General features: G+C 44.8%; 14 protein-coding genes. 2 read left to right on the top strand and 12 right to left on the bottom strand.

The window, feature by feature from the left end:
• Positions 1–84: 84 nt before the first annotated feature.
• The 3 genes from alr to GJS45_RS07860 are packed head-to-tail and all read right to left on the bottom strand — an operon-like array spanning position 85 to position 3,075.
• Positions 85–1,239, bottom strand: a complete 1,155-nt coding sequence (gene alr / locus GJS45_RS07870) for an alanine racemase (protein ID WP_162340933.1) — start codon at positions 1,237–1,239, stop codon at positions 85–87.
• Between the two features lie 4 nt (positions 1,240–1,243).
• The gene (locus tag GJS45_RS07865; protein ID WP_162340932.1) at positions 1,244–2,377 is read right to left on the bottom strand and encodes an amidohydrolase; all 1,134 of its coding nucleotides are present in this window, start codon (positions 2,375–2,377) and stop codon (positions 1,244–1,246) included.
• A 26-nt stretch (positions 2,378–2,403) separates the two neighbouring features.
• Entirely contained in the window at positions 2,404–3,075 is a 672-nt protein-coding gene (locus GJS45_RS07860; RefSeq protein WP_162340931.1) for a peptidoglycan DD-metalloendopeptidase family protein, read from the bottom strand.
• 143 nt (positions 3,076–3,218) lie between these two features.
• Between GJS45_RS07860 and GJS45_RS07855 the strand changes: the two genes are divergently transcribed.
• Positions 3,219–4,175, top strand: a complete 957-nt coding sequence (locus GJS45_RS07855; RefSeq protein WP_162340930.1) for a pyridoxal-phosphate dependent enzyme — start codon at positions 3,219–3,221, stop codon at positions 4,173–4,175.
• Positions 4,176–4,206: 31 nt separating this feature from the next.
• Here the strand turns inward: GJS45_RS07855 and GJS45_RS07850 are convergent, their stop codons facing one another.
• The 3 genes from GJS45_RS07850 to GJS45_RS23810 form a co-directional block, all read right to left on the bottom strand.
• Positions 4,207–5,355: a cysteine desulfurase family protein gene (locus GJS45_RS07850; protein ID WP_162340929.1), complete on the bottom strand. Its 1,149-nt coding sequence runs from the start codon at positions 5,353–5,355 to the stop codon at positions 4,207–4,209.
• A 7-nt stretch (positions 5,356–5,362) separates the two neighbouring features.
• The gene (gene glmM, locus GJS45_RS07845; protein WP_162340928.1) at positions 5,363–6,754 is read right to left on the bottom strand and encodes a phosphoglucosamine mutase; all 1,392 of its coding nucleotides are present in this window, start codon (positions 6,752–6,754) and stop codon (positions 5,363–5,365) included.
• A gap of 62 nt (positions 6,755–6,816) precedes the next feature.
• Positions 6,817–7,047: a hypothetical protein gene (locus GJS45_RS23810; RefSeq protein WP_162340927.1), complete on the bottom strand. Its 231-nt coding sequence runs from the start codon at positions 7,045–7,047 to the stop codon at positions 6,817–6,819.
• Positions 7,048–7,122: 75 nt separating this feature from the next.
• Here GJS45_RS23810 and mazG point away from each other — a divergent pair, with 75 nt between their 5' ends.
• Positions 7,123–7,926, top strand: coding sequence for a nucleoside triphosphate pyrophosphohydrolase (gene mazG, locus GJS45_RS07835; RefSeq protein ID WP_162340926.1), 804 nt, complete (start codon positions 7,123–7,125; stop codon positions 7,924–7,926).
• Positions 7,927–8,258: 332 nt separating this feature from the next.
• Here the strand turns inward: mazG and GJS45_RS07830 are convergent, their stop codons facing one another.
• The 6 genes from GJS45_RS07830 to GJS45_RS07805 form a co-directional block, all read right to left on the bottom strand.
• Positions 8,259–9,776 (bottom strand): GH3 auxin-responsive promoter family protein, encoded by a 1,518-nt coding sequence (locus GJS45_RS07830; protein WP_162340925.1) that lies wholly within the window; start codon positions 9,774–9,776, stop codon positions 8,259–8,261.
• Positions 9,777–9,792: 16 nt separating this feature from the next.
• Positions 9,793–10,524: an LPS export ABC transporter ATP-binding protein gene (lptB, locus tag GJS45_RS07825; RefSeq protein WP_162340924.1), complete on the bottom strand. Its 732-nt coding sequence runs from the start codon at positions 10,522–10,524 to the stop codon at positions 9,793–9,795.
• A 2-nt stretch (positions 10,525–10,526) separates the two neighbouring features.
• A complete protein-coding gene (gene recJ, locus GJS45_RS07820; protein ID WP_162340923.1) occupies positions 10,527–12,227 on the bottom strand; it encodes a single-stranded-DNA-specific exonuclease RecJ in 1,701 nt (566 codons plus the stop codon).
• A 108-nt stretch (positions 12,228–12,335) separates the two neighbouring features.
• A complete protein-coding gene (locus tag GJS45_RS07815; protein WP_162340922.1) occupies positions 12,336–12,926 on the bottom strand; it encodes an SPOR domain-containing protein in 591 nt (196 codons plus the stop codon).
• Between the two features lie 133 nt (positions 12,927–13,059).
• On the bottom strand, positions 13,060–13,938 hold the full coding sequence (gene lipA / locus GJS45_RS07810; protein WP_162340921.1) for a lipoyl synthase: 879 nt from the start codon (positions 13,936–13,938) through the stop codon (positions 13,060–13,062).
• A gap of 55 nt (positions 13,939–13,993) precedes the next feature.
• On the bottom strand, positions 13,994–14,716 hold the full coding sequence (locus GJS45_RS07805; protein WP_162340920.1) for a hypothetical protein: 723 nt from the start codon (positions 14,714–14,716) through the stop codon (positions 13,994–13,996).
• Positions 14,717–14,784 lie beyond the last annotated feature (68 nt).

The following is a 14,784-nucleotide window of genomic DNA, read 5'->3' as shown; positions in this document are numbered from 1 at the left end:
ATGGTTGTTTTTTTGTTTGAAATATATAGGATCTCAAGATCCCAGACACGTCTAATTTCAAGCAAAGACCATTCTAGAAATGGTTTAGGAGATAATTTTCCTCGGGATATCGTGGGGTAGGCGCGTCAATAGCTCGTAATTAACCTGTTGCGTAGACTCCCCAAAGGAAGCGACCGTTATTTCATTTCGTTTTTGCCGGCCGATGATAACGACTTCATCCCTTTTTTGTATGTCTTTCAGATCGGTTACGTCTACCGAAATGGCATTCATGGTTACCGTACCCACCACCGGGAGGATTTTTCCATGAATCAATACCTTTCCCAGGTTACTGAGATTTCGGCTAAAGCCATGGCAGTATCCAATTGGTACCAGTGCAATGGTCATGTTTCGGGAAGCCATATAGCTGTTGCCATAGCCCACAAATTCACCCATTTTCACTTTTTTAATACTCATCACCTTGCTTTTCCAGCTGATGAGTCTTTTGAGTGGGTTTTTCATATTAGGAGCCAATTGCTTGAATTTTAGCATGTACGTTTCCTGGCTCGGCCAGAAACCATATTGCGCGATTCCAATCCGAACCATGTCCATGATGGTTTCCGGATAGCTTAGGGAAGCTGCGGAACAAGCGGTATGGTATTTTTCAAAGTGGAGGCCTTTGTCCTGAAACCACTGTTTGAATTCCATGTAGGTTTTAATCTGGCTTTTGATCCGGACAAAGTTGCCAATACTCTCAGCTCCGGCATAATGGGTACAAAGGCCCGCCAGCTGCAGGTTGTCCCGATTTTTTATCAGCATTTCAGCCACCTTAGTTCGCTCTTCCCATTCGAAGCCAGTCCTATGAAAGCCCGTTTCCAATTCTACGTGTATTTTAGCCTTTTTACCAAGGGAATTGCTGGCTTGAATGGCGGCTTGTAGACGGTCAAGATCGAAGACATAAAAACTGATTTCATTTTCAATCAGGTAGGGGATGCTATCATTGTCCACCATGCCCATAATCATGATTTCACTATTTTTTGTGGAAGCAGCTTTTACGCGGATAGCCTCATCGGTACTGAAGGTACTGAAATGGCGAATGCCAGCACTTTCAGCTATGTTAACGGTATTTTCGATACCATGCCCATAGGCATTTCCCTTAACCACCGAAGAAATCGTTACATGCGAACCTACCTGGCTTCGAATGAACTTCAGGTTGTTTTTATAGGCACCTTTACTGATTTCAATGTAGGAAGTGTGAACCATGTAATTAGTGGTTTAATTTTTCGATGATTCGGTTGAAAATGGAAACGCCGGTGGCCAAAACATCGTCCGGAAAATCGTAATGGCCTTCGTGTAATTGAGGTTGGTTTTTACCTGCCCCCAGTCCGAAAAGTAGGCTGTTGGTTTGGGAAGAAAATTTACCGAAATCCTCCGACCAGCGAAAAGGTGTTCGTATATGTTTCGTTTTTAATTTCAATTCCTTGGCGGCATCATTTACCAATTCCCAGGGGACCGGGTCGTTTATCACCGCTTCAAATTCTTCGCAATAACTGATATCGTGTTCCAGGCCGTATTCATTAGAGATCAATGCTGCTAGTTTTTCAGCGTTATTGCTCAGTGATTTCATAATTTGATTATCGAACGTGCGAAGGGTGGCCATCACCTGTGCCAGTCCAGGAGTGGTTCCGAAGGCAATCTCACCCAATTGGGCATGAATGACCGTTACCAATGTAAATTCAGAAATGGCCTCGGTTAATTTTTCCATGCCAATAATCAATTTACACATGGCTTCGGCCGGACTAAGGCCATCTTCAGGATGCGCAGCGTGGCTGGTCTTCCCCCTGAGATGGATGGTGATTCCCTTAGAGGCTGCTGTGAATGCCCCTTTTTTCAGTACAATTTCGTTTTTCGGGTATCCGGGGAGGTTATGCAAGGCAAAAGCAAAATCTGGTTGAATTTTCTTGAAATTTTCTGACTGGATCACTTGCTCGGAACCCATACCCGTTTCTTCGGAAGGCTGAAATACGAGAACCACTTTCCCTTTGGAGGGCCTTTTTTTAGCCAGCAGCATGCCCACGCCGCAAACGATGGCCATGTGCCCATCATGCCCGCAAGTGTGTGATACTCCCGGGTTTTTGCTTTTATGGCGATGCTTTCCATTTTCTGGAATGGGCAATGCGTCCAGTTCAGCCCGGATCATAGTGGTAGGGCCTTTTGTTTTACCTTTAAAAACGATTCCCAGCCCGTAGGGTCCCAGATCTTCAATGATTTCATCTGGCTCCAGCTCCTCAAAAAACGATTTAATTAAGGCGGAAGTTTTTGCTTCTTTTCCGGAAATTTCTGGTGTTTGATGCAATTTTTTCCTAAAAGCAGTTAATTTTTTTAACGCGTCAGCATTCATAATAAACAATTCATTTCGTTAATTTACTACCGAAAAGAGAGCTCCCCCAACCATAGGCCGGGATCGGGGCAATTAAATAAGTAGCTTTCTTTTTCGTTTTCGGAGCACACCCCCGGATAATCACCTTTTCTATTTCCCAGATCGTGGATAATCTGGAAATGGACGTGAGGAGGCCAATGCCCGTTCTCTTTCGTCTGCCCCAAATGTCCGATTTTTTCTCCGCTAAGAAAAATTTGTCCGGGTTTTAGCTGCTCCAGGTCTTTTTGACAAAGATGGCCATACAGGCTGTGTATCTTCTCTCCCCGCCAAAAGTGTTCCAGAATGAGGGTGGGACCATAATTTCCAAAACCGGCATTGTCCTGAAAACTATGAACTTTTCCATCCAGCGGGCAAAAGACTGGCGTTTCCGCTGCTGTCCAAATATCGACTCCCAGGTGAATGTTCCGGTAGCCGATGGAATTGTCAACAAAGACCATGCTCCGTTGGTAAATGGACCTGTTTTCGCCATAGCCGCCAATACCGTATTTTTTACCCTTATCGGCCAAGATTTCTGCCACGAATGACTCAAAGGCAAACGTGTCCAACAAATCAATTTGCTGCAAGGCCAAATTTCCTGCACTCATATCCAGGATGAGGCAGTTTTCAGAAGTGAGCTCTTCTCCCATGATGGGAAAGAAATTATCCGATTGGATAGACATAATGGGTAGGCAACTAGTTACCGTTAAAAAACGGTTTCAATATAGGGATTTTGTGCGAGGAAATGGACAACCAATCGTTTCCTTAGAGCATTGAATTGGTTCAGGCTATTGCTGCTAAGGGAATTAATATGCAATTTTAACGAATGAATGCTACACCGGAAATTAACTCAGACAAAATAAGAGAAGCCAGAAAAAGAATTGATGCTATGGTGCATTGGACTCCTTTGATGCGTTCCTCCGCTATTGATAAACTGGCTGGATGCGAGCTGGTTTTTAAATGCGAAAATTTTCAAAAGGTGGGTGCTTTTAAAGCCAGAGGGGCGGCTAACGCTGTATTGAAGTTAGATCCCTCCCAACGAATAAACGGTGTAGCCACCCATTCTTCCGGCAATCATGCGGCGGCGTTGGCGCGGGCGGCAACAGCGGCAGGTATCCCGGCGTTTATAGTGATGCCATCCAATGCTCCGGAAATAAAAAAACAAGCCGTAAAGGAGTATGGAGGCCAAATTTTTGAGTGCGAGCCGAACCTGCGGGCGAGGGAAGATGGCCTAAAAAAGGTGGTGGATACCTATGGTGCGGTGTTTATCCCTCCTTACGACCATTGGGATGTGATTGAAGGTCAGGCAACGTGTGCCTTTGAGATTTTTGAAGAGGGCTTATCGCTGCATGCATTACTGAGTCCGGTAGGAGGAGGAGGCTTACTGGCAGGCACGGCATTGTCGGCGCATTTTTTCGCACCGGATACGCAGGTGATCGGTGCGGAACCAGAAGGTGCGGACGATGCCAAAAGATCCTTTCTTGCTGGGCGGCGCATTCCTGTCGATCAACCGAAGACTGTAGCCGATGGATTGCTTACTTCATTGGGAGAAATTAATTTTGGAATCATATCGCAGCACGTTACGGATATACTCACGGTCAGTGATGAGGAAATAATTGCCGCGATGAAACTGATTTATGAGCGAATGAAACTGGTCATAGAGCCCAGTTGTGCGGTCCCTTTAGCGGTCGTATTGCGCAACAAATCACGTTTCCAAAACCAAAAGGTGGGTATCATTTTGTCAGGGGGAAACGTAGATTTGGCCAAATTACCCTTTCGGTAAGGTGTTTTATTCGTTGGGAACCCCAAAAAAATCAGCTTAGATAGAGCTCTTCTAACTGACTGATGATGTAGTCTACTTCTTCCCGCGTATTGAATCGGCTGAAGGAAAACCGAACACTTTCCCTTTCCGGGTCTGCCCCAATGGATTGCAGCACATGAGAGCCCAGGCGGGCACCGCTGTTACAAGCGGAACCGCCCGAGACGGATATTCCCTTCAGGTCCAGGTGAAACAGCAGCATGCCTCGGGTAGCTTCATTTGGAGGAAAGCTTACGTTTAATACCGTGTAAAGGCTTTGGGAAGAATGTGCAGATAGTCCATTGAATGTTACCTGAGGTATGGCTTCCAAAATCCTGGAAGCAAAATAGTCTTTTAGCTCGGAAATGTATTGTTGATGCTGCTGCTGTTCCTCGAGAGCTAGCTCAAGGGCTTTTGCCATACCGATGATGGATGCGATGTTTTCCGTTCCTCCTCTTCTGTTCCTCTCCTGAGAACCTCCTTCTATAAAGGGGGGTAATTTTTTATTGGAATTGATATACAAAAAACCCACTCCCTTGGGTCCGTGAAATTTATGGGCAGAACCGGCGACGGCGTGGATGGACAGGCTTTGCAAGTCCAGTGGATAATGGCCCACCGTCTGCACCGTATCCGAATGAAAGTAGGCTCCGTGCCGTTGGCAGGTTTCCGAAATCATTTTCAGATCGTTCAGGTTACCTATTTCGTTATTGCCGTGCATAAGGGTTACCAGGGAGTTTGGCGTTTCCTGCAGTAATTGGTCCAGTTGTTCCAAATTGATGGCTCCTTCGGCTGATACCTCCAGCAGGCGGCGTGGAATATGATGCCGGCTTGCAGCGTGTTCCGTCACATGTAAGACGGCATGATGCTCAAGTGGAGAGCTGATAATTTGTTGGATGCCATAAGCTGAGATAGCACCCCAAATGGCTGTATTGTCCGCTTCTGTTCCTCCCGATGTGAAGACGATTTCTCCCGGGTTGGCATGCAACAGGGCAGCGATTTTCTTCCTGGCTTTTTCCAGCTCCACCCTTGCATTTCGGCCATGGCTATGAGTGGAGGAAGGATTGCCGAAATTATGCGTAAAAAAAGGCATCATGGCTTCCAGCACCCGTTCGTCCATAGGAGTGGTGGCGGCATTGTCAAAATAGAGGGAAGGCATTGTAGCCATCGGGAAATTAGTTTTTCTCAGCAATTATTTCTTTGATGTCCAGCATGATTTTTTTGGCCAGATGTTCGGCTGTAGCGGCTGTTTCGGATTCCGAATAGATACGGATAATCGGTTCGGTATTGGATTTTCTAAGGTGCACCCATTCTTTTTCGAATTCTATTTTCACCCCATCAATGGTATTAATGGGGTATTTCTGGTACTTCACTTGAATTTTTTCCAAAATGCTATCTACGTTGATGGCAGGGGTGAGCTCAATTTTATTTTTGGAGATAAAATAGTTGGGATAGCTGGCTCTGAGACGACTGGCTGATTTGCCAAATTTCGCCAAATGGGTAAGGAACAAGCCAATTCCGACCAGGGCATCCCTCCCATAATGGGATTCTGGATAAATCACTCCTCCATTTCCTTCCCCTCCGATTACCGCCTCACAGGATTTCATTTGAGTCACCACATTTACTTCTCCAACAGCAGCAGCTTGATAGGTCCCCTCTCTTTTTTCGGTCACGTCTCGTAAGGCCCGTGTAGAACTCAGATTGGAAACAGTATTTCCTTTTTGGCAGGAAAGCACGTAATCCGCCACGGCTACCAGGGTGTATTCTTCTCCAAAAAAACTTCCATCTTCATTCAGGAAGGCCAGTCGGTCCACATCCGGATCTACTACGATGCCCAGGTCAAAATTACCATTTTCCAACTTCAGGGAAATGTCCCGCAGATGCTGAGGGAGGGGTTCCGGATTATGAGGGAAATCACCCGTAGGATCACAAAAAAGGCATTCTACGACTTCTACTCCCAGGGCTTTTAATAGTTGCGGAACTACCAACCCTCCGGTGGAATTGACACAATCCACTACAATTTTAAACTTCCGGGCCGCAATGACTTCAGGATCTACCAGGGCCAAATCCAGGACATGCTGAATGTGAAAGTCAAGGTAATCCTCGTTTTTGCTATAATTTCCTAATTTCCGAACCTCGGCAAACTGATAGTCATCCTGAGCCGCTTTTTCCAATACGTCCTGCCCTTCCCGTTCAGAAATGAATTCCCCTTGTTGGTTTAGTAGCTTCAGTGCATTCCATTGAACGGGGTTATGACTTGCCGTCACGATGATGCCTCCTCCGGCGTTTTCCCTTGGTACAGCAAGTTCCACAGTAGGGGTGGTACTGAGGCCAAGGTCCACCACATCAATCCCCATTCCTAAGAGGGTTTGGGCCACCAGTTGAGCGACCATCTCTCCGGATAACCGGGCATCTCTTCCGATTACTATTTTTTTCTTTTCGGAATTCTCCAATACCCAGGCCCCGTAGGCTGCGGAAAACTTTACAATATCCAAGGGAGTCAGGCCCTCTCCGGGTTTGCCGCCTATGGTACCCCGTATTCCTGAAATAGATTTAATTAATGTCACAGAAAAGAATTTAAGAACGTATGTATAAAAGTGAATTTATTTCCCCTGAAGGTTGTGGGTTATTACTTAAACCGGGCCATGACCTTGTCAACCTCATTGTCGGGGTTACCACAGGAAGCATCAGCATCTACTTTTTTTCCGCAATACCCACAGGTGCCACCGTCCTTATTCAGGTAGGGATTTTGGGAGGCACAGGTGCCCTTAAACTGCCCATTTTTAAGGAAGATGATCCTTACGGACATCAAAATGAAAAAGATAGCCAGGAAAGCTAATGTTAAATATACGGTTGTCATATCAAATATATTTCTGCAAATTTACGTATTACTTTCAAAACGTTCACACCTAATTTTAAGTTTCCTATCAATTTTATGAATCCATCTGAAAAGAGGAAATCGCAGCTTGCTGCTTTCGACCGCTTACTGACCATCATGGAAGAACTCAGAGAGCAGTGTCCCTGGGATCGAAAACAAACCATGGAAAGCCTGCGGCACCTGACCATTGAAGAAACCTTTGAGCTTTCCGATGCTATTCTGGATCGGGATTTGGAAGAGGTCAAAAAGGAATTGGGGGATATTTTACTTCACATAGTGTTTTATGCGAAGATGGGAGACGAAAAGAATGCATTTGATATCGGGCAGGTGATTCAACAGCTAAACGAAAAATTGATCCGAAGGCATCCGCATATTTATGGGGATGCTGTGGCAGAGGATGAGGAGGCAGTCAAACAGAATTGGGAGAAGATCAAATTGAAGGAGAAAGGAAACCAAAGTGTTCTTGGAGGGGTACCCAAGTCGCTGCCAGCTTTAATCAAGGCGATGCGGATCCAGGAAAAAGCCAGAGGAGTTGGATTTGATTGGGAAAACAAGGGCCAGGTATGGGAGAAGGTGGACGAGGAACTACATGAATTTAAAGAAACGCTGGATGCTATGGAAAACGGGCTTCCGGATAAAGAAGCAACTACCGCCGAATTTGGAGATTTACTTTTTTCCCTGATTAATTATGCCCGATACCTGGAGGTAAACCCGGAAGAAGCCTTGGAACGCACCAATAGAAAATTTATTCATCGATTTCAGTATTTGGAAATAGCCGCAAAAAATGCCGGAAAATCCCTGGCAGATATGAGCCTGGCAGAGATGGATGTTTACTGGGAAGCAGCTAAAAAAATAGAGTAAAAAGGGCATTTGGGAAATATAATTCCGGCAACAAGGTTATCCACCTCAAATGACCTGGCGAAACCCTAATAAAATTTGGATACTCTTAGTTTATCCACATTTTAACGTTTTCTTAAAACTTGTAATAAGCTATAAATGAGCCTGTTATCATCCATTTGTAAGGGTATGTGAATAACCTACGTAAAATGTGGATAAAAAAAGCTTGATTTTTTCATTCGTCAAATCCACTCAAATAAGAGGGTTTTTTTATGAATCCTTGCTTATTTTTCCGATCCGTTTTTCGCTGTTTTATTAGCCTGATTTAGAATTAAATTTCGTGCCGATCTGGAGCATTATAACAGTTTGGAAACCTCTTCCACATAATCCCGGTTATTGGATAATCGGGGCACCTTGTTTTGTCCTCCCAGTTTCCCCTTCGATTTTAGCCACTTTTCGAATAGACCCTCGGATGCAAAATGTACGATCGGTAATTTCAAAACCATATCCCGGTACCGCTTCGCGTCATAATCGGAATTTACTTTCCGTAGTTCCTCGTCTAGCACCCGTATAAAGGCATCTTTATCCCGGGGTAATTGAATAAATTCAATGATCCATTCGTGAGTACCTTGCTCCTGATTATCACCGAAATAGACGGGAGCTGCCGTAAAGTTACTGATGTCAGCCCCGGTGATTTTGCAGGTGTTCTCGATGGCGTGTTCTGCATTTTCCACAATGAGCTCCTCCCCGAAGGCATTAATAAAATGTTTGGTGCGCCCTGATATTTTTAAGCGGTACGGAAGGGTGGAAGTGAATTTTACGGTATCGCCTATTTTGTATCGCCACAAGCCGGCGTTGGTGGAGATAAGCATGGCGTAGTTTATTCCGGTTTTCACCTCGTCTAAAGGAATGATGGAAGGATTTTCGCTTTCGAGATCTTCCATGGGCATAAACTCGTAAAATATACCATAATCCAGCATCAGGAGTAGTTCGTCACTGCCGATCTGGTCTTGAATACCAAAAAATCCTTCGGAGGCATTGTACGTTTCCATGTAATGCATTTCGGGAGTAGGAATCAATTTTTGAAATAAGTTTCGATAGGGGCCAAAGGCGACTGCTCCGTGAAAAAAAACTTCCAGATTTGGCCAGATTTCCAGGATGTTATCACACTTGGTTTTTTCCATTACCTTCTTGATCAGAACCAATGTCCAGGTGGGTACCCCGGTAAGACTGGTTACATTTTCCTTCATGGTTTCGTCGGCCATCTTGTCTATTTTTTCTTCCCACTCGCTCATTAGGGCAATGTCCAGACTGGGGGTTCTGGCAAGCTGTGCCCATTTGGGAAGGTTGCGCATGATCACTGCCGAAATGTCGCCGTAGGAGCTGCTTTTGTTATAGTCAAGGTGATTGGTCTGAAGACTTCCACCGATGGTAAGGCTCTTTCCGGTAAACAACTTGGTATTGGGGTAGTTGGTCACATATAAGGAAAGCATGTCTTTGCCTCCTTTGAAGTGGCATTCTTCCAGGCTTTCCGGCGATACCGGAATAAACTTGCTTCGGGAGGAGGTGGTTCCGGAGGATTTTGAAAACCAGTGAATGGGGGAAGGCCATATCACGTTTTGCTGGCCCTGCATGGTTTGCTGGATGTAGGGCATCATACTTTCGTAATCGTGCACCGGAACCCATTGATTGAAATCCTTGTAGGAGGAAATTTGTCGGAAATGGTGTTTTTTTCCAAATTCGGTGCCTCGGGCCGTATGGACCAATTTAAACAAGATCTCTCGCTGGACTTCCAAGGGGTTGTTTTTGAATTTTTCTATTTGACCGATTCGGTTCTTGAAGATCCAGGTCATGAAGGTATTGATGACTTCCATTTTGAAAGGATTCCGTTTAAATTTTTCTTTTTAACTCAAAGTTTTTGCCAAGGTAAACCTTTCTAACCTGCTCATCAGCTGCCAATTCTTCTGCGGTTCCCGCCTTGAGAAGCCTTCCTTCAAACATCAAGTAGGCCCGGTCGGTGATAGAAAGGGTTTCATTGACGTTGTGATCGGTTATCAGTATGCCAATATTTTTGTCCTTGAGCTTTGCGACAATGGATTGAATTTCCTCCACTGCTATGGGGTCTACTCCGGCAAATGGCTCGTCGAGTAATACAAACTTTGGATTGACCGATAGTGCCCTGGCAATCTCTGTTCTTCGCCGTTCTCCTCCGGAAAGAACCATGCCCAAATTTTTCCGTACGTGTGTCAGGCTAAATTCTTCCAGTAATTGATCCACTTTTTCTTTCTGCTCGTTTTTAGGAAGGGAGCTCATCTCCAAAACTGCCATGATGTTTTCCTCCACGCTAAGTTTACGGAATACGGAAGCTTCCTGCGCCAGGTATCCAATCCCCAACTTCGCTCTTCGATACATAGGAAGGGGCGTAATTTCCTCTTCGTTCAGAAATACCCTGCCTCCATTGGGCTGGATCAGGCCTACGATCATGTAAAAGGAAGTGGTTTTGCCTGCACCATTGGGTCCTAAAAGGCCGACAATTTCCCCTTGCTCCACGGATACGGAGATATCGTTTACGACCCTTTTTTTCTTGTAAATTTTTACCAGGTTTTCCGCCCGAAGTATCATAGTTAGTCAAATTTGATGTCCTTTACGTACAATTGCAGACTGCTCGTGTTCCTAAAGGTGTTTTCTCTGATTTCAAATGCGATATTAAAGCGCATTTTACTATTTAGCAATTCGTAATATTCTGCAAATCCAAAACCAATACAGACCGGCCGGGTATTTTGGCCATCTTGTATGATTTCAAAGCGAAGGTGTTTCTCTTTTAATATTCTTACGTTTTCCGCATGTACCTGATTTACGCAGAATACAGGCTCCGGATTGCCGGGGCCAAAAGGAGTCATCTGTTTCAGAATGTTATAAAATTTGTAATTGATTTGATCCAAAATCAATTCATCGTCAATTTCCTGAATTGGTTTAAGATGAATTTCATTGACCCGTTCGCTTACTACCCTTTCAAATTTCTTCTGAAAAGCAGGTACATTTTCTACCGGAAGGGTTAAACCTGCCGCATATTTGTGGCCACCAAACTGCTCCAATAGATCGCTACAGGCCTCTATGGCTTCGTAAATATCAAAATCGAAAACCGAACGGGCACTTCCGGTTGCTTTGTTATTGGACTCGGTCAAAATAATAGTGGGGCGGTAGTATTTCTCAATGCAACGAGAGGCGACAATTCCGATTACTCCCTTATGCCAATCCTCCTTAAACAACACTGTACTTTTAGACGCTCCGTTTAATTCCAGGTTTTCAATCATTTCCAGGGCTTCCCGGGTAATGTTCTCATCAAAATTTTTCCGGGCTGCATTTACGTCTTCCACAAGTTCAGCACGTCTTACCGCTTCGTCCAGACTCCCGGAAATCAATAATTCCACCGAGGCCTTGGCATGTTCGAGACGTCCTGATGCATTGATACGGGGCCCAATCTTAAACACAATATCGGTAATGTTGATGTCCTTTTCTACTTTTCCTTTTAATAGCAGCGCTTTAATACCCGGTCTTGGGTTGTTATTAAGCCTTTCCAAACCATAATAAGCGAGAATCCGGTTTTCTCCGGTAATCGGTACGATATCAGAAGCGATGCTAACCGCTACCAAATCCAGGTAAGCATACAGGCTGGCCTGACTTCTGCCGGTAAATTCACTGAAGGCTTGCACTAGTTTAAACCCCACGCCACAACCACTCAATTCTTTGTAGGGGTAAGGGCAATCTTTCCGCTTGGGATCCAATACGGCGATGGCTTGAGGGAGCGTTTCGCCTGGCGTATGGTGGTCACATATGATACAATCGACACCCAAGTCATTCGCTAATTCAATTTTATCCAGGGCTTTAATGCCGCAGTCCAAGGAAATCAGTAGTTTGAAGTCATTTTCTGCGGCATAGCGCACTCCTTTCTCGGAAATACCATACCCTTCTTTATACCGGTCCGGAATGTAGAAGGAGGCGTTGGCGTAAAAAGATTTAATAAAACTATAAAACAGGGCAACGGAGGTGGTGCCATCCACGTCATAATCCCCATAAATTAGTATGAATTCTTGATTTTCGATGGCAAGAACAAGTCTTTGGACGGCTTTATCCATGTCTTTCATAAGCATGGGGTCGTGAAGTTTATCCAGGTCCGGGCGAAAAAAATCCTTGGCTTGTTGAAAATTTTGGATGCCTCGATTGACCAGCATGTTGGCCAGGGTCGGGTTTACATTGATTTCATTGCTGAGGTATTCTACTATCTCCGGCCTCGCCTTGCTTTTAAGTTTCCATCTAAAGTCCATACAGGTGTAAATTACAAAAGAAACCGGCGTTACTACGAAAAAAATTCCTTTATCCGCTCGAAAAAAGCGGTCAATTGGCCCAAATATCAGGGTAAGAGCGGCTTAAAATTAGTTGACCACTTCTGTGAGCACTTCCTTTAATGGCACCCTTTTACCGTCTTTATAGGGCACGATCCAGGCTTCATTGACACCAATTTTCCGTAGTTTTTTCTTGAACTTATCGGCCATCTCGTAGTCCCTAAACTGACCCAGAACATACTTAATATAACCGTCCTGATCGATGATTTTGAGATCGCTCCCATTTTCGGTAAGCTCGCGCAGGTCAAAATCGTCAAAGGCTGCCAGCTGCACTCTGAACACGACACCTTTATCCCAGGGGTCTGGCGCATCGGATACCGTATTTTGTTTCGAGCCTTCCGAATTCATTTTTGAAAGTTGGCTCGTGAGACGATCGATTTCATTGTCTTTTCTTTCGATTACCTGATTCAGGTAGGTCTCTTTTTCTGAAAACTGAATGTTTTCTTCGGAAAGGCTGTCATTTTCTTCCACAAGCGCTTTATAATTTTCCGGAGTCAATTCTTTCTTCTTCTGTTTCCAGGCATCGTATTCTTCTTCACTCAGGCCGCCCATGGTTTTTGGAGAGCAGTGAAACAAGACACCAGACATGAGGACTAACAAAAATAGTTTGATTGTATTCATTTTAAAGCCTATTTAAAATCCGGATCACGATAACCGGCTACATCCTTAAATTACAAAAAATAAACCATTATTCTTTTTTTCCTGGAAAAATCAATCAAAAAAAGCGGTTCCTTTGCTAAAGAACCGCTCTATATCAAACGTTCACATGCCGTTCGGCATGATAGGAAGACCGTACCAATGGACCGGATTCCACGTATTTCAATCCACGTTCCAGCCCTGCTTCGCGATAGGCTTCAAATTGCTCCGGATGAATAAACTCAGCCACTTCTATATGCCTGCGGGTAGGCTGCAGGTATTGGCCGAGTGTTAAAATATCACATCCATGTGCGACCAAATCATCCATAGCCCGGTGAACTTCTTCCTCTTTTTCTCCCAACCCAAGCATGATTCCTGTCTTGGTTCGTTTGCCAAATGCTTTGGTTAACTTGATTTGTTCCAGGGAACGATGGTATTTTGCCTGGGGTCGTACCCTCCGATACAGTCGTTCAACCGTTTCTACGTTATGAGACACCACTTCCTGCCCCGCACTGATCATCCGGTAAAGGGCATCCCAGTTACTTTTTACATCTGGAATAAGGGTTTCGATGGTGGTTTCAGGAGAAAGCTTTTTGGTTTCGATAACGGTATTGTACCATATCTCTGCTCCCCTGTCCTTGAGCTCATCCCGGTTTACCGAAGTAATCACGGCATGCTTCACCTGCATTAGTTGAATGGCCTCAGCCACTCTTCTGGGTTCGTCCTCATCGTATTCCGGAGGTCTCCCCGTAGCCACCGCACAGAAGGAGCAGGAGCGGGTACATACGTTTCCCAGGATCATAAATGTGGCCGTACCTGCACCCCAGCATTCGCCCATATTGGGACAGCTACCGCTTTCGCAGATAGTGTTCAGTTTATGTTCGTCCACCAGTTTGCGTACTTTGGCGTATTCTTTACCGAGCGGCAATTTTACCCTCAGCCAGTCGGGTTTTTTCTTTTTGGTTTGTGATTCTGATATTACCGGTAGTTCTATCATATCGGTCGTTTAGATCTGTCTAAAATTAATGTTTACGCGGCGAATCCCGGTTTGGCTACCTTCTGAACCCATAAAAGAGAGTAAAATAGACGGATTGAAAAACCTGTCTGTTTTCGGTCGTTGGCATCAACGGGATTTCTTTGGTAAAACCTTCTAATTGATATCCCAGTTCCACTCCGGTGACATTCGATTTAAAAAAACCAAATTCAAAGGTCATGGCAGCCTTGGCATTGCCTCCAAATGCAATCTCTGAATCTCCAATGCCTTCAAAAAGCCTTCCCGGACCCAGTACGTTAAACCTGCTCTGGTGTACGGATGGGTCGTATTGTTCCCGCGTCGTTTCGGTGCGATTAAACGAGTATTCAATAAAATAAGGTGCGATCAGACCAATGGAAGGGCCAATGGCTCCCAGGAGCGAAATCTGGACTCCCTGATGCGGTGCTTTTTTGAACACAAGGATTTCTCGCCCGTATTGGGGCCTGATCGCATACAGGTAATTGGATTTTCCGAAAATGAAGCTGTTACCCAGAACCGTGGTGTACCGGACTTCCTTGGGGTTTTTGACATTTGCCAGTTCGAGATTAAAGAACTGGAATAAATTATCATCAATCCGGGATCCCATCTTGAAACTTATCCCTCCGATTAGTCCCCCATTAGTGTTTTTGTTAATACCAAAAAGCACCTCATTGTCGTAATCATAGTCACCGGCTTCTCCTCTTTGCGCATGCAATGGATTCATTGTAAGTAGGGCCAAAGCCAGCAGTAGTAGATATTTCATTTTATCCCTCATAGATGATCATGGAAATAAACGCTATTTTTGTGCGCATTGTTACCATTGGAGGACTA

The sequence above is a fragment of the Cyclobacterium salsum genome (assembly GCF_010119245.1).
Classification (GTDB): Bacteria; Bacteroidota; Bacteroidia; order Cytophagales; family Cyclobacteriaceae; genus Cyclobacterium; species Cyclobacterium salsum.
This window is presented reverse-complemented; position numbering and strand designations above follow the sequence as displayed.

Excerpts from the sequence above, each read along its gene's own strand:
- alr (WP_162340933.1), bottom strand. The coding sequence starts at position 1,239 with ATGGTTCACACTTCCTACATTGAAATCAGTAAAGGTGCCTATAAAAAC.
- GJS45_RS07865 (WP_162340932.1), bottom strand. The coding sequence starts at position 2,377 with ATGAATGCTGACGCGTTAAAAAAATTAACTGCTTTTAGGAAAAAATTG.
- GJS45_RS07860 (WP_162340931.1), bottom strand. The coding sequence starts at position 3,075 with ATGTCTATCCAATCGGATAATTTCTTTCCCATCATGGGAGAAGAGCTC.
- GJS45_RS07855 (WP_162340930.1), top strand. The coding sequence starts at position 3,219 with ATGAATGCTACACCGGAAATTAACTCAGACAAAATAAGAGAAGCCAGA.
- GJS45_RS07850 (WP_162340929.1), bottom strand. The coding sequence starts at position 5,355 with ATGGCTACAATGCCTTCCCTCTATTTTGACAATGCCGCCACCACTCCT.
- GJS45_RS23810 (WP_162340927.1), bottom strand. The coding sequence starts at position 7,047 with ATGACAACCGTATATTTAACATTAGCTTTCCTGGCTATCTTTTTCATT.
- mazG (WP_162340926.1), top strand. The coding sequence starts at position 7,123 with ATGAATCCATCTGAAAAGAGGAAATCGCAGCTTGCTGCTTTCGACCGC.
- GJS45_RS07830 (WP_162340925.1), bottom strand. The coding sequence starts at position 9,776 with ATGGAAGTCATCAATACCTTCATGACCTGGATCTTCAAGAACCGAATC.
- lptB (WP_162340924.1), bottom strand. The coding sequence starts at position 10,524 with ATGATACTTCGGGCGGAAAACCTGGTAAAAATTTACAAGAAAAAAAGG.
- recJ (WP_162340923.1), bottom strand. The coding sequence starts at position 12,227 with ATGGACTTTAGATGGAAACTTAAAAGCAAGGCGAGGCCGGAGATAGTA.
- GJS45_RS07815 (WP_162340922.1), bottom strand. The coding sequence starts at position 12,926 with ATGAATACAATCAAACTATTTTTGTTAGTCCTCATGTCTGGTGTCTTG.
- lipA (WP_162340921.1), bottom strand. The coding sequence starts at position 13,938 with ATGATAGAACTACCGGTAATATCAGAATCACAAACCAAAAAGAAAAAA.
- GJS45_RS07805 (WP_162340920.1), bottom strand. The coding sequence starts at position 14,716 with ATGAAATATCTACTACTGCTGGCTTTGGCCCTACTTACAATGAATCCA.